18 protein-coding genes are annotated in these 19,641 nt (G+C 35.4%); 8 read left to right on the top strand and 10 right to left on the bottom strand.

Going from position 1 to position 19,641, the window contains the following annotated elements; all coding sequences use genetic code 11:
- Positions 1-119: 119 nt before the first annotated feature.
- Entirely contained in the window at positions 120-1,061 is a 942-nt protein-coding gene (locus PBT89_RS04190; RefSeq protein WP_270063533.1) for an NAD-dependent epimerase/dehydratase family protein, read from the top strand.
- Here the strand turns inward: PBT89_RS04190 and meaB are convergent.
- Positions 1,056-2,141: a methylmalonyl Co-A mutase-associated GTPase MeaB gene (gene meaB, locus PBT89_RS04195; RefSeq protein WP_270063534.1), complete on the bottom strand. Its 1,086-nt coding sequence runs from the start codon at positions 2,139-2,141 to the stop codon at positions 1,056-1,058. The two genes, PBT89_RS04190 and meaB, sit on opposite strands and share 6 nt — an antisense overlap.
- 95 nt (positions 2,142-2,236) lie before the next feature.
- Between meaB and PBT89_RS04200 the strand changes: the two genes are divergently transcribed.
- On the top strand, positions 2,237-2,665 hold the full coding sequence (locus PBT89_RS04200) for an organic hydroperoxide resistance protein (RefSeq protein ID WP_270058964.1): 429 nt from the start codon (positions 2,237-2,239) through the stop codon (positions 2,663-2,665).
- A gap of 18 nt (positions 2,666-2,683) precedes the next feature.
- Here PBT89_RS04200 and PBT89_RS04205 read toward each other — a convergent pair whose 3' ends face one another.
- The gene (locus PBT89_RS04205) at positions 2,684-3,274 is read right to left on the bottom strand and encodes a DUF2911 domain-containing protein (RefSeq protein ID WP_270063535.1); all 591 of its coding nucleotides are present in this window, start codon (positions 3,272-3,274) and stop codon (positions 2,684-2,686) included.
- Between the two features lie 166 nt (positions 3,275-3,440).
- Between PBT89_RS04205 and PBT89_RS04210 the strand changes: the two genes are divergently transcribed.
- From PBT89_RS04210 to PBT89_RS04225, 4 genes are read left to right on the top strand one after another with little or no spacing between them, the layout of a single operon-like run.
- The gene (locus tag PBT89_RS04210) at positions 3,441-4,004 is read left to right on the top strand and encodes an RNA polymerase sigma factor (protein ID WP_270063536.1); all 564 of its coding nucleotides are present in this window, start codon (positions 3,441-3,443) and stop codon (positions 4,002-4,004) included.
- A gap of 48 nt (positions 4,005-4,052) precedes the next feature.
- Complete coding sequence (locus PBT89_RS04215; protein WP_270063537.1) at positions 4,053-4,679, top strand: hypothetical protein; 627 nt, start codon at positions 4,053-4,055, stop codon at positions 4,677-4,679.
- A complete protein-coding gene (locus tag PBT89_RS04220; RefSeq protein ID WP_270063538.1) occupies positions 4,660-6,060 on the top strand; it encodes a hypothetical protein in 1,401 nt (466 codons plus the stop codon). The genes PBT89_RS04215 and PBT89_RS04220 overlap by 20 nt, the downstream gene beginning before the upstream one ends.
- 25 nt (positions 6,061-6,085) lie before the next feature.
- Complete coding sequence (locus PBT89_RS04225; RefSeq protein ID WP_270064244.1) at positions 6,086-6,784, top strand: peptidoglycan DD-metalloendopeptidase family protein; 699 nt, start codon at positions 6,086-6,088, stop codon at positions 6,782-6,784.
- Between the two features lie 11 nt (positions 6,785-6,795).
- On the opposite strand, the gene PBT89_RS04230 is transcribed toward PBT89_RS04225, so the two are convergent.
- From PBT89_RS04230 to PBT89_RS04265, 8 genes are all read right to left on the bottom strand, one after another.
- Complete coding sequence (locus PBT89_RS04230; protein WP_270063539.1) at positions 6,796-7,278, bottom strand: DUF4199 domain-containing protein; 483 nt, start codon at positions 7,276-7,278, stop codon at positions 6,796-6,798.
- A gap of 346 nt (positions 7,279-7,624) precedes the next feature.
- Complete coding sequence (gene secA, locus PBT89_RS04235; RefSeq protein ID WP_270063540.1) at positions 7,625-10,999, bottom strand: preprotein translocase subunit SecA; 3,375 nt, start codon at positions 10,997-10,999, stop codon at positions 7,625-7,627.
- A gap of 89 nt (positions 11,000-11,088) precedes the next feature.
- On the bottom strand, positions 11,089-11,310 hold the full coding sequence (locus PBT89_RS04240) for a DUF2795 domain-containing protein (RefSeq protein ID WP_008272287.1): 222 nt from the start codon (positions 11,308-11,310) through the stop codon (positions 11,089-11,091).
- Positions 11,311-11,465: 155 nt separating this feature from the next.
- Positions 11,466-12,038: a cob(I)yrinic acid a,c-diamide adenosyltransferase gene (locus PBT89_RS04245; protein ID WP_270063541.1), complete on the bottom strand. Its 573-nt coding sequence runs from the start codon at positions 12,036-12,038 to the stop codon at positions 11,466-11,468.
- Between the two features lie 60 nt (positions 12,039-12,098).
- Complete coding sequence (locus PBT89_RS04250; protein ID WP_270063542.1) at positions 12,099-12,272, bottom strand: hypothetical protein; 174 nt, start codon at positions 12,270-12,272, stop codon at positions 12,099-12,101.
- A gap of 218 nt (positions 12,273-12,490) precedes the next feature.
- Positions 12,491-13,201, bottom strand: coding sequence for an ABC transporter ATP-binding protein (locus tag PBT89_RS04255; RefSeq protein ID WP_270063543.1), 711 nt, complete (start codon positions 13,199-13,201; stop codon positions 12,491-12,493).
- 44 nt (positions 13,202-13,245) lie between these two features.
- The gene (locus PBT89_RS04260) at positions 13,246-14,016 is read right to left on the bottom strand and encodes an O-methyltransferase (RefSeq protein WP_270063544.1); all 771 of its coding nucleotides are present in this window, start codon (positions 14,014-14,016) and stop codon (positions 13,246-13,248) included.
- Positions 14,017-14,373: 357 nt separating this feature from the next.
- The gene (locus PBT89_RS04265; RefSeq protein ID WP_270063545.1) at positions 14,374-16,242 is read right to left on the bottom strand and encodes an ABC-F family ATP-binding cassette domain-containing protein; all 1,869 of its coding nucleotides are present in this window, start codon (positions 16,240-16,242) and stop codon (positions 14,374-14,376) included.
- A 107-nt stretch (positions 16,243-16,349) separates the two neighbouring features.
- Between PBT89_RS04265 and PBT89_RS04270 the strand changes: the two genes are divergently transcribed.
- Both PBT89_RS04270 and PBT89_RS04275 read left to right on the top strand, forming a co-directional pair.
- Positions 16,350-17,141, top strand: coding sequence for a polysaccharide biosynthesis/export family protein (locus tag PBT89_RS04270; protein WP_270063546.1), 792 nt, complete (start codon positions 16,350-16,352; stop codon positions 17,139-17,141).
- Positions 17,142-19,616 (top strand): polysaccharide biosynthesis tyrosine autokinase, encoded by a 2,475-nt coding sequence (locus PBT89_RS04275; RefSeq protein WP_270063547.1) that lies wholly within the window; start codon positions 17,142-17,144, stop codon positions 19,614-19,616.
- Positions 19,617-19,641: the final 25 nt, after the last annotated feature.

Below are 19,641 nucleotides of genomic sequence, written 5' to 3' on the forward strand. Positions count from 1 at the left end.
AATGTATCTTTTAATAGAAAAAGTAAGAAGGTTATAAAGATAAATATAGATTATAAGTGAAAATCGACGTAATTTGGACTCAATAGTTTTGTTTTACTCGTATTTTCACAATTAAATTTATGAAAGTTTTAGTTACAGGTGCTGCCGGTTTTATTGGATCCCATGCTGCTGAGGCACTTAATAAAGAAGGTTATCAGGTTACAGGAATAGATAATTTCTCAGAATATTATGATGTCAAATTGAAAAAGCTGAATGCTGAGTGTCTGCAAAAATATAATGTAGAAGTTATTAATGCAGATTTAAGAGAAACCGAAGATTTCAAAAAGCTTTCAACCAATTTTGATTTTATTATTCATTTTGCAGCACAACCAGGAATTTCTAACAGTAGCACTTTTGATCAATACCTTCAAAATAATATAATCGGAACGCAGAATCTAATAGAGTTTGCTCATCAAAATAGAAAACTGAAGCATTTTTTTAATATTTCTACATCTTCAGTTTACGGTTTAGAGGCTACCTTTCCTGAAAATACTGCACCGCAACCGGCTTCCTACTACGGAGTCACCAAACTAGCTGCAGAGCAATTAGTTTTGGCCGAATCTCGTGCGAAACGACTAAATAGTAGTTCTTTAAGATTATATTCAGTTTATGGACCTCGAGAGCGTCCTGAGAAGCTTTATACCAAATTAATATCCTGCGCATATCGCAATGAGAAGTTTCCGCTTTTTTCCGGAAGCGAAAAACATTTAAGAAGCTTTACTTATGTGGGTGATATAATAGATGGACTACTTTCTGCAGTTAAAAAGCATCACGAATTAAATGGTGAAATTATCAATCTAGGTACAGAAGCAGAGTATACTACTCAGGAGGGTATTGATTATGTCGAAGAACTTTTAGGTAAAAAGATCGAATTAAAAATTGTTCCGAAGCGGAAGGGCGATCAATGGCACACTAGAGCCAATATTACTAAAGCAAAAAAAATACTTGAATATAATCCTAAAATGACTTTAAAAGAAGGCCTGCAAAAACAAATTAACTGGTATAAAAGTAATTTTCTATAGTTTAGAAAACTTGTCTAACAGCTGTTTTGCAGCGATAAAAGCAGTTGTTTTATTATCGAAAATTGCCTTTAATTGTTTTTCTAAAGCCACTTTAATTTCAGGGTTTTGATAAAAAGAATGCTTCAACTGTTCGTTAATGGTTTGTAATAACCAAAATTTACTTTGTTCTTTTCTATTTAGTTGAAAATAGCCATTTTCTGTGGTGATTTTATTAAAAGACTCGATAAGTTCCCATATCTCTGGAATGCCTTCGTTGTATAAAGCGCTACTGAGTAGAACTTCCGGTAACCAACTACTTTCTTTAGGAGGGTAGAGATGTAAGGCTCTTTTAAAATCTAATTTTGCATTATTGGCAGCCTTAATATTTTCGCCATCTGCTTTATTGATCACGATGGCATCAGCCATTTCCATGATGCCGCGTTTTATGCCTTGAAGTTCATCACCAGCTCCTGCTAATTTCAATAATAAAAAGAAATCGCACATGCTATGTACGGTGGTCTCACTTTGTCCTACGCCCACGGTTTCAATCAAAATAACATCAAAGCCGGCTGCTTCACATAAAAGGATACTCTCTCGCGTTTTCCTGGCAACACCACCCAAAGAATCACCAGATGGACTTGGGCGAATAAAGGCATTTTGTTCTTTTACCAGATTTTCCATTCGTGTTTTATCTCCAAGGATACTTCCTTTAGAAATAGTACTGCTAGGATCTACAGCAAGCACGGCAACTTTTTTTCCTAATTTGAGTAAATAACCTCCAAAACTTTCTATAAAAGTGCTTTTCCCTACGCCTGGGACACCTGTAATTCCTATTCTTATAGATTTTCCTGCGGAAGCTATGGCACCTTCAATAATGGCTGAAGCTTGCTCTTGGTGATTTACATTATTGCTTTCAACTAAAGTGATCGCTTTACCCAGTGCTGTATGGTTACCCTGAAGAAGTTGATTTAAAATTACAGAATGATCTTTTTTTTCCTTCCGAAGTGATTTAATTTTTTCTGCGGCATTAGTGCTAACATTAGCCGAAGCAGGAATGCTGTTGCTTTGGGATAATGTAGATTTTTTGGAAGGCGTTGTCAATGTGTGCTGATTTATGACAAATTTATGAATACATTCTTTGAATGCGAATTTATGGAATAGTATATTGTTGTAGAATAATATAAAAATTCAAAAAGATGAAAACTTTGTATTCAGCTAAAGTAACTACAGAAGGTGGTAGAGATGGTAGAACGACTAGCGAAGACGGAATATTAGATATGAAACTATCCAAGCCAAAAAGTCTTGGAGGAGAAGGTGGAGACCATAGCAATCCCGAGCAGCTATTTGCAGCAGGATACTCTGCCTGCTTTGGTAGTGCCTTAGAAATGATTGCTAAAAATGCAGATGTAGATCTTGGCGATTATAGTGTAACTGCTACAATCGATCTTGGGCAAAATGAAGATAAAGATTTAGAGCTTTCTGCTATATTGGACATTTATATCCCAGATATAGACGTAGAGACTGGGGAAAACTTAATTAATGAAGCTCACGAAGTTTGTCCTTATTCTAGAGCAACAAGAGATAATATCGATGTGACTTTAAATTTACTTATCGACGAAGATTAAGATTAGATAACAATCGGTTTAATTATTTGAAGAGGCTTCTATCGTAGGAGTCTCTTTTATTTTTATAGGAACTCTTACACTCGTTTTATCCCAAGATATGGCTAAAAATACTAAGTCGTTAGCTTCTTCAAAATAAATAGTGAATTGGTCTACACTAATGTTTTGATTGCTTGCGGGAACTTCAACAACAAGCGCATCGAATTCAGGATCTCGATATGCATTTCCTTTAAGGTCAATTCCCCAGGGATACATTTTATTATTAAAGATAATTTTCCAGCTATCTTGTTTAGGGATCGTCCATAGTGTATATTCTCCTTTTTGTAACAAACTGCCATCTACCAGAATATCTTTATTGGTTTTAAAAACCGTCGCCTCGTTTGCACCGGTTCGCCAAATAGAGTCGTATGGAACAAGATTCCCAAAAATCTCCCTGCCTTTTTTATAAGGTCTATTATAAAAAACTTCTAATGTAAGATCGTCATTCGTGTAAGATACGTTATCCTCTGGACTGTATGCTTTGGTGTTATAGTGAACTACAAAAAATATGACGGCGAACACCAAAAGGCTGATTCCTAAAATTTTTAGTAGTAACTTCAGGTTATTATTCATATACAGATATTAGCGCTAAACTTAGCAATTTCATCTTGCATGTTTAATATTCTAAAATAAGCATATAAATTGATTCTACATTTTTAATTAAAAAAAATTGAGTTTTTGCAACATGCTTAAATTTAGCTCGTCTTTAAAGTGAACAACAACCAATCAAAAAACCATTTTGTTACAACATCAGTTAATAGAAGATTGTAAGAACAATAGCCGCAAAGCGCAGCTAAAGCTTTACAATAAATACTGTGAAGGTATGTATTACGTGGCATTTAGGTTTATGAACGATACCCAGGAGGCAGAAGACGCGATGCAGGAAGCTTTTATTAAGGCTTTTGCAAAACTGCATCAATTTACCGGAGAGGTTACTTTTGGCGCCTGGCTTAAAAGAATCGTTATAAATAAATGTCTGGATAAGCTAAAAGCAAAGAAGTTAGAGCTAGTTGCGATGAACGAGCATATTCTTGGAAAAACCGACGAAGAAGACTGGCATGTTAACGACGGAATTACCGTTGAAGACATTAAGCAAGCGATTAGCGAGCTTCCAGAAAAGTATCGATATCCTTTAATGCTATTTTTAGTTGAAGGATATGATCATGAAGAAATTTCAGAAATACTGAATATTACTCAGGTCGCTTCCAGAACACTGGTGCACCGCGGAAAGAAAAAATTGCAGGAAAAGATTAGTAATCTTGAGAAGCAATTGGGAGGAATAAAAAGACAAACAAAATTGTAGAGGAGAAGCTGTTTAGCTTACAGCAGATCAAACATAAAAAATTGAGATATGGGACAGGATATTAGAAAGATGCTGCAGGATGATAAAGAAAAACAAAAGTTTCAAATTCCAGAAGGGCATCATGCAAGATTTGAAGATCGATTGAATAAATCGTTTCCTGAAAAGAAAAAGTCTGGTAACTATAAATGGTTTTTACAGATCGCTGCCGTACTAGTGGTTGCCTTGGCAGTAGGAGGATTTTTCTACTTCAGTTCGGGTAATTCAGTAGATGCTTACGGGAATCAGGTTGTAGAAAATTCAGAAGAAAGCCCAGCAGAAGAGAAAGAGAAGAAAAGCGAAAATTCAGCAAAACAATTTCAGCTAAGTGATGTGTCGCCACAGTATAAAAAGATCGAAGATTATTACATGGCGAGCCTTAATATGGAGTTGGCAAAGCTAGATGTGAATAATGAGAATAAAGCACTTATAGACTCTTTTATGAAGCAACTGGCAGAGCTGGATAAAGAATATAAAAGATTAAATAACGAATTAAATGAGTTAGGGCCAAACGAACAAACCATCGAAGCAATGGTTGCTAACTTACAGCTTAGGTTAGAGTTGTTGTTCAAACTAAAACAAAAGCTAAAAGAAATTAAAGAATCAAAAGACAACAGTTATGAAAATGCACAAGCTTAATTATATATTTTTATTCCTTTTGGGATGCACGTTGCATGTCACCGTCACCGCACAGGATATGATGCAGAGAAACTACAATGTGAATAGTGATGTTGTTGTAGAAGTAAATGCGAAAAACACCAATATTATTATTGAGAATTGGGATAAAAATACCGTAGCGATCGAAGCTTATATTGATGGTGGTGTTCCACAAAATGAAGCTGCCAAAATTATGGATAGCTGGAAGCTTAATACTAAGGGATCAAAAAATAAAGTACAGATATCTTCTAAATCTGACATGCAAATTAATTGGAATGTAGATATTAATGATGAAGAGCTTAATGATGCCCTGGCGCAATTGCCAGAAATTATGGGGCCAATAATGAATGATCTTGTAACCCCTTTATTACAAAATATTTCTGAAAACCCTTTGCCACCAGATCTTTTTGCAAATATGGGAGCTTTAAATTTTGATTATCAAGCCTATCAGGAAGAAGGTGATGCCTATTTAGATCGTTATGAAAAGCAGGTCGATAAAAAGTTTGGAAAAGACTTAGAGAAGAAAATGGAAAAATGGGCGGCGAACTTTGAAAAGAATGTAGAGGGAAATAGCGAGGAGTTTGAGAAAAGCATGGAAGAATGGGGGAATTCTTTTGGAGCCAGTATGGAGAAGTGGGGAGAATCCTTTGGAAAGAAAATGGAAGCCTGGGGAAAGAATTTTGAAGAGAAAATGACCGCTAAACAAGAAGCTGGTGAAAAAATGCCTAATGTGATCTTTTTAAATCGAAATAAAGAAGGTGCCAACGCCCATAAGACCATAAAAATAAAAGCGCCTAAAAATGCTCAAATAAGACTTAATGTACGCTATGGTAAAATAGAACTGGATAATGCAGATAATCTTATTGCAGAACTATCTCACGCAAATTTTAAGGCGAATACAATCACCGGAAAAGATACTCACGTAAAAGTATCGTACACACCGGTTAGCATCTCAAATTGGGATTACGGTGTACTTAATGCAAGCTATTTGCCAAGCTGTTATATTAACACGGCCAGAAGTATAAAATTGATTTCGAACAGTAGTGATGTCAATATTAATAGATTAAACGAAATCGGTATTTTGTCTGGTACCTTTGGTAACTTAACAATCAAAAATCTAGGAGGGAGTTTTAAGAATCTTGATATTACTTTAGAAAATAGCGATTTAAGATTAAAATTACCTCAATCGGCATTTAGGTTTAATTATAACGGTAATCAAAGTGATTTAGACTATCCAGCAGCATTAAATGTAGATAAAACTTCATCTTACGATAACGAGATTCTAAAAGGATATTACAAAAGTTCTAATGCAGATCGACAAATCTCTATCTCAGCAAGATTTAGCGATGTGTTGCTAAATTAGGACACAAAGATTACATTTGGCGAAAATGCACTCTATGAAAGCAAGTTTCGCTGAATATATTTCCGGGTTAACTGCAGGTTTTACTCCAGTTGTTGGAGGAGAACTTAAAAAGGAAGATTTTATTGCCATCGACCTATCTGCAAATAACCCGGAACTTTTAAAATTAGAGCAACTTTCTTCTGAAGCCTTTTCGGTTTTTATAGATCATAATCTTAAAGTGGCTGGTAAAAAGGTTGCTTTTGGTGGTTATAACGAAGTAAGAAAACTATATCAGCGCAGCCAACTTTTCAATAAAAATGTAGATGAATTTTTAAACCGAAATATCCATATTGGTCTTGATATCTGGACTGCGGAAGGTACCGATGTGCTAGCAGTTTTAGATGGCGAAATCCATAGCTTTCAGGATAATGCCAATTTTGGAGATTATGGACCAACAATTATTTTGAAGCATACAGTTGAAGATGAAGTATTTTATTCACTTTACGGGCACTTAAGCAGAAGATCATTAGAAAACCTGAGAGTAGGCCAGCAAGTTAAAGCTCAAGAAAAAATAGCTGAACTCGGCGCTGCCGAAGAAAATGGTGATTACGCTCCACATTTACATTTTCAACTTATTAAAGATCTTCAGGGAAATAGTGGAGATTATCCGGGTGTAGCTTCTAAAAAAGATCTGGATTTTTATCTGGAGAATTGTCCCGATCCTAATTTGTTGCTAAAAATATAGTTTTTAAAAATTTATTTTTCCTTCTTTTTAGTAATTAGCGCTACAATCGCTCCGGTCACGATTCCCATAGCAAGCGCATTAAAAATCTGCATAAATAGATACATTTTTGTGCTATGCATCGTCTCGGCATTTTCTACAGTCATGCCTTGTTGCTCTGAAAAAGCAATCATATTCTGAAGATAATTAGGGCTAATAACAGTAATCGCAAAATACTGGATAAGAGGAGTAAGAATTGTAATTACACCAGTAAGTATAACTCCGCTCATAAAACCCTGTTGCCATCCAAAATCTTCGTTTGTAAAATATTTGTCACGCTTTTCTTTTAAGGCTGCATAGTAAATTAAAAAAGCAATTACCGCGAAAAATAATGAATATACTCCTTGAACATTGATATGCTCATCGTGCCAGCCCATCACTTTTTCAAAAGCAATCCAGATAAGTTGAGCAATAACAAAAGTGATTCCCCATTTTACTTCGACCTTAAATTTTTTCATCGCGCTTAAACCTTTTAATACCACAAAAATAAGAAAGCCTTTATTAAGATTGAACCGGTGCAGGTGGAATTTTATATTGTTTATTTGAGATCTTCAGAATCTATTAGATCGCTTTCCTGATAGAACTTAAAATAGATTATAGAGAGAAATCTTTATAAAGTATTTTAGAAATATTAATCAAGACTTTGTTTTTAGAAGAAGACGGTCTTGTAACGTTTTATTCAGATATTTAAAAAATTCAACTCGTTCCTCAATCAAACTGAATTTTTTCAAAAGCCTTAGTTTTAAAATAAAAAAAGCTGCCTTTTTGTAAAGACAGCTTTTCAATACTTGATTGCTAAATTTTTTAAGCTTTTTTAACGACAACCCATTCGCCACTTTCGATTAGCGGGATCGCTTGCTTAAATTTTACTGTTTTGCTTTCACCTTTGGTTACATGTTTAATAACTACTTTATCGTTACGACCAATTTTTGGTTGTTCACGTTTAATAGTTTCGGTTACCTGAGGGCGTTGTGGTTGCTGTGCACCACTAGCAGCTTGTCCTGCCGCACGACTTTGTGCCGCACGCTCATCAAGATTCTGAATTTCTTCTTTAGAAGCTTCAATCTTTTCCTGACGGCGTTTTCTTGCTTCGTGAATATTAGACATGTTTCCTTCAGGAATTTCGCCTTTAAACAAGAATCCAATTACATCGCGATTTACATCTTCTAACATCGCTTTAAAAAGTTCGAATGCTTCGAATTTGTAAATTAACAAAGGATCTTTTTGCTCGTGTACCGCTAGCTGAACGCTTTGCTTCAATTCATCCATTTTTCGAAGATGCGTTTTCCAGGCATCATCGATAATGGCAAGCGTAATATTCTTTTCGAAATCTTTAATTAACTGCTCACCTTTGGTTTCGTAAGCTTTTTCAAGATTTGTGACTACCTGAAGTGTTTTTTGTCCGTCTGAGAATGGAACTGAAATTCTTTCGAAATTATTAGTTTCATCTTCGTAAACTTGTTGGATTACAGGATAAGCACGAGCTGCACTATGCTTTGTTTTTTCCTGGTAATGCTCATAGGCTGCTTTATACACTTCAGCAGTTATTTTTTGCGCGTTCATTTTTCCGAAGTCAGCTTCAGAAACTGGCGAACTCATAGAGAAATAACGAATCAATTCGAATTCGAAATTTTTATAATCGTTGGCTTGCTTGTTTGTTTCAGAAATTAATTCAGAAATATCGAATATCATATTAGCAAGGTCTACACGTAATCGCTCACCAAATAGGGCATGGTAACGACGTTTATAGATTACCTCACGTTGGGCATTCATAACATCATCATATTCTAATAGACGTTTACGGATACCAAAGTTATTCTCTTCGACTTTTTTCTGCGCTCTTTCGATAGATTTAGAGATCATTCCGTGTTGGATCACTTCTCCTTCTTCGAGACCCATACGGTCCATAAGCTTAGCAATCCTTTCAGATCCAAATAGACGCATTAAATTATCCTCTAAAGAAACGTAGAACTGAGAACTACCTGGATCTCCCTGACGACCGGCACGACCTCTTAACTGGCGATCGACACGACGAGAATCGTGACGTTCTGTACCAATAATTGCCAAACCACCTGCATCTTTTACTTCTTTAGAAAGTTTAATATCGGTACCACGACCTGCCATGTTCGTTGCGATGGTTACGATACCACCTTTACCAGCCTCGGCAACAATATCGGCTTCTTTTTTATGCAATTTCGCATTTAATACGTTATGCGGAACATTTCTAAGTTTTAGCATTCTACTTAAAAGCTCAGAAATTTCTACGGAAGTTGTACCAATAAGCACTGGTCTCCCAGCTCTGGATAGCTCGGTAACGTGATCGATTACCGCATTGTATTTTTCACGTTTTGTTTTATAAACAAGATCGTCTTTATCGTTTCTAGCAATTGGACGGTTGGTTGGTATTTCAACAACATCTAATTCGTAAATCTCCCAGAATTCTCCTGCTTCAGTCACCGCAGTACCCGTCATACCAGAAAGCTTGCGGTACATTCTAAAGTAATTCTGAAGGGTTACGGTTGCAAAAGTTTGCGTAGCATCTTCAATCTTTACATTTTCTTTTGCTTCTATCGCCTGGTGTAAACCATCGCTATAACGACGCCCGTCCATAATACGACCGGTCTGCTCGTCTACGATTTTTACTTTATTATCCATTACCACATACTCGGTATCTTTTTCGAATAGCGTATAGGCTTTAAGAAGCTGGCGAAGCGTATGGATACGTTCACTTTTCACGCTGTAATCACGGAAAAGCTCTTCTTTTTTCTCTGCTTCCTCTTCTTTAGTAAGATCTTCTTTTTCGATTTTGGCGATTTCCATACCAATTTCTGGTAGTACGAAAAAGTTAGGATCATTAGAACCAGAAAGATATTCAATACCTTTATCGGTAAGATCAATCTGATTATTTTTTTCTTCAATAGTAAAGTACAATTCGGCATCAACCTTATGCATTTCGCGGTTGTTGTCCTGCATGTAATGATTTTCGGTCTTCTGAAGTAATTGTTTATTACCCTCCTGACTCAAATATTTAATTAATGCTTTATTCTTCGGAAGCGCTCTATAAGCACGTAAAAGTTGTAATCCGCCTTCTTTTTGATCGCCTTCAGCAATTAATTTCTTTGCAGCCTGTAAAAACTCGGTAGCCTTTTTACGCTGAATTTCGAAGATATTAGCAACTGCTGGTTTAAGCTGGTCAAATTCGTGTACATCTCCTTTAGGAATAGGTCCTGAAATAATTAAAGGCGTACGAGCATCGTCTATTAAAACTGAATCCACCTCATCGACAATCGCATAGTTGTGTGGGCGTTGCACCAAATCGTCTGGAGCATGAGACATATTATCCCTTAGATAATCGAAACCAAATTCGTTATTTGTACCGTAGGTTATATCTGCATTATATGCTTTTCTACGCGCGGCAGAATTAGGACGGTGATAATCTACACAATCTACGCTTAGGCCATGAAATTCGAAAATAGGTGCCATCCATGCGCTATCACGTTTTGCTAAATAATCGTTTACAGTTACCAGATGAACCCCGTTACCGGTAAGCGCGTTAAGATAAACAGGAAGGGTAGCTACTAGGGTTTTACCTTCCCCGGTTTGCATCTCTGCAATTTTTCCCTGGTGCATAGCAACACCACCAATTAGCTGTACATCGTAGTGAATCATATCCCAGGTTACCGGTTTACCGGCTGCATCCCAGGAATTGTTCCATATCGCTTTATCGTCCTGAAGATTTACATAATCTTTCTCTGCAGAAATTTCACGATCGTAAGCAGAAGCAGTAACCTCTAAAGTCTCATTATTAGCAAAGCGTTTCGCAGTTTCTTTAACCGTTGCAAAAGCTTCCGGTAAAATTTCATTAAGAACACCTTCTGATATTTCGTAAGATTTATCTTTTAATCCGTCGATTTCAGCATAAATATCTTCTTTACGCGTGATATCATCAGAAGTATCTGCTTCTTTTTCAAGATTTTCAATCTGTTGATTTACATCTTTTAAAGCATCTGCTATTTTTGATTTAAACTGAGTAGTTTTAGCGCGAAGCTCATCTAAAGTTAATGCCTCAAAATCGGCCTCAAGCGCTTTAATTTTATTTACTATTGGTTGTATTTCTTTGACATCCTTTTTGGATTTGTCGCCAACAAATACTTTTAATACAGATTCTAAAAAACTCATAGTTTTCCTATTATTAGGGGTTCAAATATACGCAAAAAAAAAGCCTCATTAAATAATGAGACTTTTAACTTTATAGGTATAAATGTAATTTAATATTCATCTTCGTTCCACAGATAATCTTCATCTGTTGGATAGTCGGGCCATATTTCTTCGATAGAATCATAAGAGTCACCTTCATCTTCTATGGCCTGAAGGTTTTCCACAACTTCTAGTGGTGCTCCTGTTCTAATGGCATAATCAATTAACTCATCTTTGGTTGCCGGCCATGGTGCATCACTAAGATAAGATGCTAATTCTAAAGTCCAGTACATTAGTTAATCGGGTTTTTAATTTCTGCAAAAATAATTTTTTTACTGAAATTCCCAAGAAAAAAGTCTAATTTTTATTCAATATTATTAAGAACATAGGTGAAAGAACTAAAATGCAGCGAAAAAGACGATTTACGGATTTTTAATTTACCGATTTCTTAAGATTTTTCTGGAATCCATTTAATTTCTTCAGCTTGCAGTTGTTTAGTCAATAGTCGTGCCAGCACAAAGAGGTAGTCAGACAGTCGGTTTAAGTATTTTAAAACTTCTTCATCAAAAGCTTCTTCATTGTATAATGCTGTACTTAAGCGTTCTGCGCGCCTGCAAACGCATCTGGCTATGTGACAGAATGACACGCTTTGATGCCCACCCGGTAGCACAAAATGCGTCATTTCAGGAAGTTCTTCATTCATTCTATCCATTTCAGTTTCTAAGAGATGAATATCCTCTTCAGAAATTCTGGGAATATTAAGACGGGATTTTCCGTTTTTCAGGGTTGCTTTTTCGGGATCTGTTGCGAGAATTGAACCAATGGTAAAAAGTTTATGCTGAATATCCAGTAAAACTTCCGCAGTAATTTTATCAATTTTTTGATCTCTTATAAGACCAATATGGGCGTTAAGTTCGTCTACGGTACCGTAACTTTCGATACGAATATGATGCTTAGGGACACGAGTTCCTCCAAATAATGCGGTTGTTCCTTTATCGCCAGTTTTAGTATAAATTTTCATTTAGTATTTTTTTCAGAAGAACAAATAGGAGAGCGAAGTTACAAAAGTAAATAGTGTAGCTTATTTAGTAGTTCTATCTTTTTCTTCTTCTTTTTTGCGAGCCTGATATCTTCTACGGAAGTCGGTGTTTTCGTTTCGTCTTTTTTTGCGTTGTTTCGCGCCCATAGAGAATACAAGCAAACCAATGGCTATGATAACGAGATAAATATAAGATTCTTGATCTAAATGAAACACAAGCTTAAGATTCTAGGTTAAGACTGCAAAGTTATGATTTTTATGGAAAGCAAATAACTCTTAGTGATCAACTACAAGTTTTCTTTAGTTGAAATAAATGCTTTAAGAAGAAAAAAACAAAAATTCTTCAGTTAAAATAGTCTGAGAATATTTTGAAATAAAACATTCAAAATTCAGCATTCAAGATTTCAGATAAATAAATAGTTTTAGCTTCGAATTTATATATTTTGCGTATCAACTACTTCTTTCCTGGTATCACTTTCAATTACCCCATCACGAAGTCTAATTACCCTATGTGCATGTTCTGCAATATCTTCTTCGTGAGTAACAAGAATTACGGTATTTCCTGCGGCATGGATAGCATCAAAAAGACTCATAATCTCAACAGAAGTTTTAGAATCCAGGTTTCCTGTAGGCTCATCTGCAAGAATAATCGAAGGTTTATTTACTAAAGCTCTACCTACAGCCACACGTTGTCGCTGCCCTCCTGAAAGCTGATTGGGTTTATGATCCATACGATCACCAAGGCCAACATCGGTTAAAACCTCTTCGGCTCTTTTTTTACGATCGGCTTTTGAGGCACCGGCGTAGATCATAGGAAGCGCAACATTATCTAAAGCAGTTGTTCGTGGAAGTAAATTAAAAGTTTGAAAAACGAAACCAATTTCTTTATTACGAACTTCGGCAAGTTCGCTATCGGTCATCTGGCTAACATCTTTTCCGTTCAAGATATAAGAACCACCGGTTGGTGTATCTAAGCATCCCAATAAGTTCATTAAAGTTGATTTCCCTGAACCAGAGGGACCCATGAATGCTACATATTCACCGCGATCGATATCCAGATCGATACCTTTAAGCACTTTTACAACTTCCTGTCCTAAAGGGAAATTTCGAATAATATTTCTAATTTCGATAACCTTCTTGCTCATAGAAAATCAATTTATAAAGGTATGACGCTAAGAGTTTGTTTTTGTTACAATCTAATTTTAAAATGTTCCTTTGCTTGTTCCCTGCGGAAGAAAACTAAGCCTAAATGAAAGGTGTCGATAGTAACCTGTACTTTAGGATGATTTTGAATTTCTAACCAAGCTTGTTCCATTTCTTCGGAAAGGTGAATATCATCAAAAATAAAAACAGAATCATTATGTGCGGTTGGCAAAAGTGCTTTGAAATACTGAAGTGTAGCTGTTTTTTGATGATTACCATCGAAATAAATTAAATCGAATTTTTGTGAATTTGAGAAATCAGATACATAGTGTTGAAATTCGCCAATTTTAAGTTCAATATTTTTAAAACCGAATTTCTTCAATTGCTGCTGCGCAATATTGGCGGTTTTAGGGCAGCCTTCTATAGTGGTTAAACTTGATTTTTCTGCGGAAGCAATTGCTGCGGAAGCAATACCTAAACTTGTACCAAGTTCCAGACAATTTTTAAGCTGAAGATATTGCGTGATTCTAAATAAAAATTCAGCTTTTTTTGTAGTAATTCCGGCGACTTTAGCAATATCAGAAACCTTTCTTTTATTGCTTTTAAAAACTCGACTACCCGCACCAAAATCGGTAACCTCAATTTCAGAAGTGTTTTTTAGAAGATCAACTTTGTATTTTTTGATTTGTTGATATTCGGGATATTTATTTTTATCGTAAAAACAATTAGTCACCAAATCGTACACAAAAGGAGAATGCAATCCGTGCTGATTTTGCGAAGCAAGCAGAAATTTTATGTAAGCTTTTAATTGATGCAATTTTTTTGTTAGGACGTTACGGTTTGAATAATGAATTTTTAATCTTGCTTTAATAAAAAGCAGCTCAAAAATATACAATTTCGTATTTCTGTATCTTTCACTTCTAATTTTACAAGCAATTTTCGATAAGTCCAGGTTTCAAAATTATTAGGCTTAACATGAAATCATTCAAAATTCATCATTCAACATTAAGAATGACTCTTTTTGTGCAGTTTCATCACCACATCTTCAAATTATTATCTCTTATCTCTTATCTCTTATCTCTTATCTCTTATCTCTTGTCTCTGGTCTCTGGTCTGTTTTTTCTTTTGCTTTCAGAAATAAAATCTTAAATGAAGACGGTATTATATCAACATTCTAACTCTCCATTTTCTCCATCAATTCAAACCAGCGTTCGGTTTTGTTTTCGATCTGTTTCTCGATATCTTTTAACTCTAAAGAAGTTTTATCGATTTCTTCTCCGCTCAGCTCTTCCAGAAATTTTTTCTGAACTTCTTCTTTTTTCTTCTCCAGTTTAGCGATTTCCCGTTCTAATTTTTGATATTCTTTTTGCTCGTTATAGCTTAATTTGGTTCCTGTACTTTCGTCTTTCCAATCGTTTTTAGTTGATTTTTCTAAAGGTTCATTTTTATCCTCAGCAGCATCTAAACTTCCTTCATAGGCACGATAATCTGAATAATTGCCGGGGAAATCTTCAATTGTTTTATTTCCAGGGAAAACAAAAAGGTGGTCTACAATCTTATCCATAAAATAACGATCGTGAGAAACAACCAGCAAACAGCCAGGATAATCCAATAGAAAGTTTTCCAAAACATTTAAAGTAACAATATCTAGATCGTTGGTAGGCTCGTCCAGAATTAAAAAGTTTGGATTCTGAATTAAAACCGTACACAAATACAATCTTTTTTTCTCTCCACCACTTAATTTTTCTACGAAGTCATATTGTTTTTTTCTATCGAAAAGAAAACGTTCTAACAATTGCTGAGCAGAAATTTGCCTTCCTTTTTTAAGCGGAATAAAGTCCCCAAATTCTCGAATCACATCGATAACTTTCTGTCCTGGTTTTACTTTAATACCGCGCTGGGTATAATATCCAAATTTTATGGTTTCGCCAACCACTACTTTACCGGTGTCTGGCTGAAGATCACCAGTAAGAATATTTAAAAACGTAGATTTTCCCGTACCGTTTTTACCAATTATACCGGCACGTTCTCCTTTTTGAAAATTGTAATCGAAATTTTCGAAAAGCACTTTATTTTCAAAACTTTTGGAAATATTATGCAGTTCTACCATTTTACTCCCCAGCCGCTCCATGTTAATTTCTAATTGAACCTGATGGTCTTTGCGTCTTTTGGAAGCTCGATCTTTTATTTCGTGAAAATCGTCGATTCTGGATTTCGATTTTGTAGTACGTGCTTTGGGTTGTTTACGCATCCAGTCCAATTCCTTTTTAAAAAGCTGTTTTGCCTTATCGGTATTGGTATTTTCTAATTCAATTCGCGATTCTTTTTTATCTAGATAATAGGAGTAATTTCCTTTATAAGTATATAAATTTCCTTCATCTAGCTCTACAATTTCATTACACACACGCTCCAAAAAATATCTATCGTGCGTTACCATAAAAATGGTGAAATTTTCTTTTCTGAAAAATTCTTCCAGCCATTCGATCATATCCAGATCTAAATGGTTGGTAGGTTCGTCCATTACTATAAAATCTGGTTTTTGCAAAAGCATATTGGCTAAAGCTAATCGCTTTTTTTGCCCACCAGAGAGATTTTTCACTTCTTTTTGAAGGTCTTCCAGTTTTAACTGAAAAAGAATTTGTTTGTATTGGGTTTCAAAATCCCATGCCTGGGCGGCATCCATTTCCTCGAAAGCTTTTTGATAAGCTTCAGCATCTGAAGGATTTTCTAAAGCAGCTTCGTAGCGCTTTATAATTTCTAGAGTTTCATTTTCCGCAGAAAAAATAGTTTGTTCTACCGTTAAATTTGGATTTAAGTCGGGTTCCTGAGGTAAAAAAGCCGTCTTAATATTCTTACGGTAGACTACATTTCCTTCATCTGGGGTGTCGAACCCGGCAAGGATGTTAAGAAGCGAAGTTTTTCCCGTCCCATTTTTGGCGACAAAGCCTACTTTTTGCCCCTCATTGATTCCGAAGGATATGTCGGTGAATAATATACGTTCACCATAAGATTTTGCAATATTTTCAACAGAAAGGTAATTCACAATTTTTCAGTTTAACCGCAAATAAAGTTAAATTATCGATAATCATCTTAATTATTTTATTATTAATGCGCAAGAATTATATTTGTTAAAAATTTGTGAAGCCCCTTATGACTAGAATTCTATTAGTACTAGTACTCGTACTATCTTTAATGTCTACTTCTTGTATTTCTACAAAGAAGTTATCTTATCTTCAGGAAGATAAGGCGAGCGTTGATAGTATTGTAGATGTACATCGTCTAAATAAACCTTACCGTGTCCAAGTTGGCGATCTTCTGAGTATAAGAGTGAAAGCTCTAGATCAAGATATTGTAGGGATGTTTAATCCTGTTAACGAAGGGAATGCCAATGCAACAGGAGAAGAAAGAATGTACTATGATGGTTTTGCTGTAGATGAACATGGTAATATTCGCGTTCCTACCTTGGGTGAAGTTAATGTGATGGGGTATACTGTTGAAGAAATAAGGAAAAAAATAGAAAATAGATTACTATCTGAATATTTTAGAGCTGAGGCGAACATCTTTGTCACTGTAAAGCTTGCGGGAATACGATATACGACTATCGGTGAAATAGGAGCAGGTAGTAATGTATTATATAAAGAGCGAGTTACGATAATGGAAGCGATAGCTAATGCAGGAGGGATTAGCGACGTTGGGAATAGAGAAGATGTGAAGATTTTAAGACAATATCCTCACGGCGAGGAAGTGCACCATATAGATTTAACAAATTTGGATGCTGTAAAGAGTGCCTATTACTACATACAGCCCAACGATATGATAATCGTCGATCCCTTGCCACAAAAATCATTGGGTGCTGGTACAACCGGAATTGAGAGTTTTAGAACCATAGGTACAGTTTTTTCGTTAATTTCAACAACAATCTTATTATTTACTAGGTTTTAAATGGCGAATGAAGAAGATCATATTTCAGATGTAGGTTCAACCTTCGATTTTAAAGGTTTTGTGCTAAAAGTGATTAGTTACTGGAAACTTATATTGTTTTCAGTAACGGTAAGTTTAGCCGTAGCTTATTACAACAATGTTAGGAAACTACCGGTTTATCAATTAGGGAATTCGATTTCTATAAAGGACGATCAAAATCCTTTTTTTACCAGTAATACGAGTTTGACTTTTAATTGGGGTGGAACATCAGATAAAGTTAATACAGCTATAACCATTTTAAGATCTAGAACCCATAATGAAGAAGTTGTTGAACGACTGGGATTTTATGTTGATTATAGAAAGGATGGAGAATATCAACGCGTAGATGCCTATGGAGAGACTCCTTTTGAAGTAATTGTTGATACCACAAAGTTCCAAGCTTTAAATATCACTTATAAAATTGTGGCTGTAAGTGAGGACAATTTTCAAATTACAGCAGCAATCCCCGGCAGTTTTACACTACAATCTTATGGTTCTAAGGACAAAAAAGTTAGTGGAACACAAGAAGAAATAGCTTTTAGTAAAACGTATAAGTTTGGAGAAAAAATTGAAACTCCTTTTTTGAATGCTAGGATAATACGCTCAGAAAACGGACTCCAGGAAGATAAGAGCTTTTATGTTCGTTTTCTAAATTTTGACTCTGCTGTTTCTAGATATAAAAATGTTTCTGTAAAGCCTGAGTCTAATGGTGCTTCGGTACTTAGCTTATCTCAAACAGGTAATAACAAGGCTCGATTAGTTGATTATTTAAATGGATCGGTTAAGGTTCTTAGCGATAATATGTTAGCAAGAAAAAACCTTTTTGCTACAAAAACTATAGCTTTTATAGACAGTAGTTTAAATGTGAAATCTCGAGAATTGAGATTAGTGGAAAGCGAACTTAATTCTTATAAAAATGACAACGAGATTTTAGATATCTCGGCGGAAAGTCAGCAGCTTTCTAGTAAACTTTTGGATCTTGATTCTAGAAAAGAGAATATAAGCAGGCAGTTATCATATTACCAAACACTGAGGACATATTTAGAAACACGTACAGATTATTCAGATATTCCGGCACCATCAGTAGCAGGAATTTCTGAAGGTAGTATAGCTAGTGCTGTTTCCCGATTAATAACTTTAGCAGAAGAACGAAGCAACTACCAGTATTCGTTAAAAGAAGGAGCTCCGATTTTCGCAGATATTGACAGGCAAATTAATAGTGTAAAATCAGTTTTGCTTGAAAATATTACAAGTTCCAAAGGATTGCTTCAAAGTGAATTGAGAGATATCAACGGGCAGATATCTACAGCTGAATCAAAAATTAGAGAGCTACCAAAGGAAGAGCAGGATTTACTTAAAATTCAGCGTAAATATAATATTAGTGAAAAAACCTATAATTTATTTTTAGAAAAACGTAATGAAGCGGGACTTATAAAAGCGGCTAACGTTAGTGATGTTTTAATTATAGACAAAGCTAAAGACATTGGAGGCGGAAGAATAGGTCCTAATACGCAGCTGAATTATGTAATGGCAGTAATGGTTGGGGGAGTTATTCCGTTGACCTTTGTGTTTTTATTGGTTTTTTTAAATACTAATATCCACAACGCCCAGGAAGTAGAGCGTTTATCTCCCATACCAATTTTAGGAATGATAGGTAAAAGCAAGATGACGAGTAATCTTGCGGTTTTTGAAAGTCCCAAGGCTTCAATTTCTGAAGGCTTTAGAGGTTTGCGATCCAGTTTGCAGTTTATGTACAAAAAACAGGGTGTTGAAGGTGCAAAAACGCTTTTGATCACTTCTTCTGTTTCAGGAGAAGGGAAAACCTTCTGTGCGATGAATATGGCGACGGTTTTTGCGATGAGCGAAAAGAAAACAATACTTGTGGGGCTGGATTTACGTAAACCCAAGATTTTTGATGATTTTGGATTGAATAATGAATTAGGAGTTAGTAATTATTTGATTCAAGATGCAAGTTCTAAAGAAATTATTCAGCAAAGTAAAATTCCTTTTCTGGATGTAATCACTGCCGGGCCAGTGCCACCAAATCCATCAGAATTATTGATGAATGATCAAATGGAAGCACTAATAAAAGAGCTTCGGCAAACTTATGATTATATTATTTTGGATACGCCACCAATCGGTTTGGTAGCAGATGCATTAAATCTAGTAAAATTCACCGATGCCACTATTTATATGGTGCGACAAGATTATACGAAAAGAGGAATGCTAGAGTCGATTAATCAGAAATATGCCAAAGGAGAGATAAAAAATATAAGTTTTGTACTGAATCATTTTGTACATCGAGCGAAATATGGCTATGGTTACGGCTATGGTTACGGCTATGGTTATGGCTACGGCTATGGCTATAATCGTTATAATAACGGGTATGGTGAAGCGCCATCTACACGATCTCAATTTAAGAAATCATGGGAGAAGTTTAAGCGCAAGTTTGAATAAAATAAGCTATTAGTGACTGTCTATC

It is taken from the genome of Zunongwangia sp. HRR-M8 (assembly GCF_027594405.1).
GTDB lineage: Bacteria > Bacteroidota > Bacteroidia > Flavobacteriales > Flavobacteriaceae > Zunongwangia.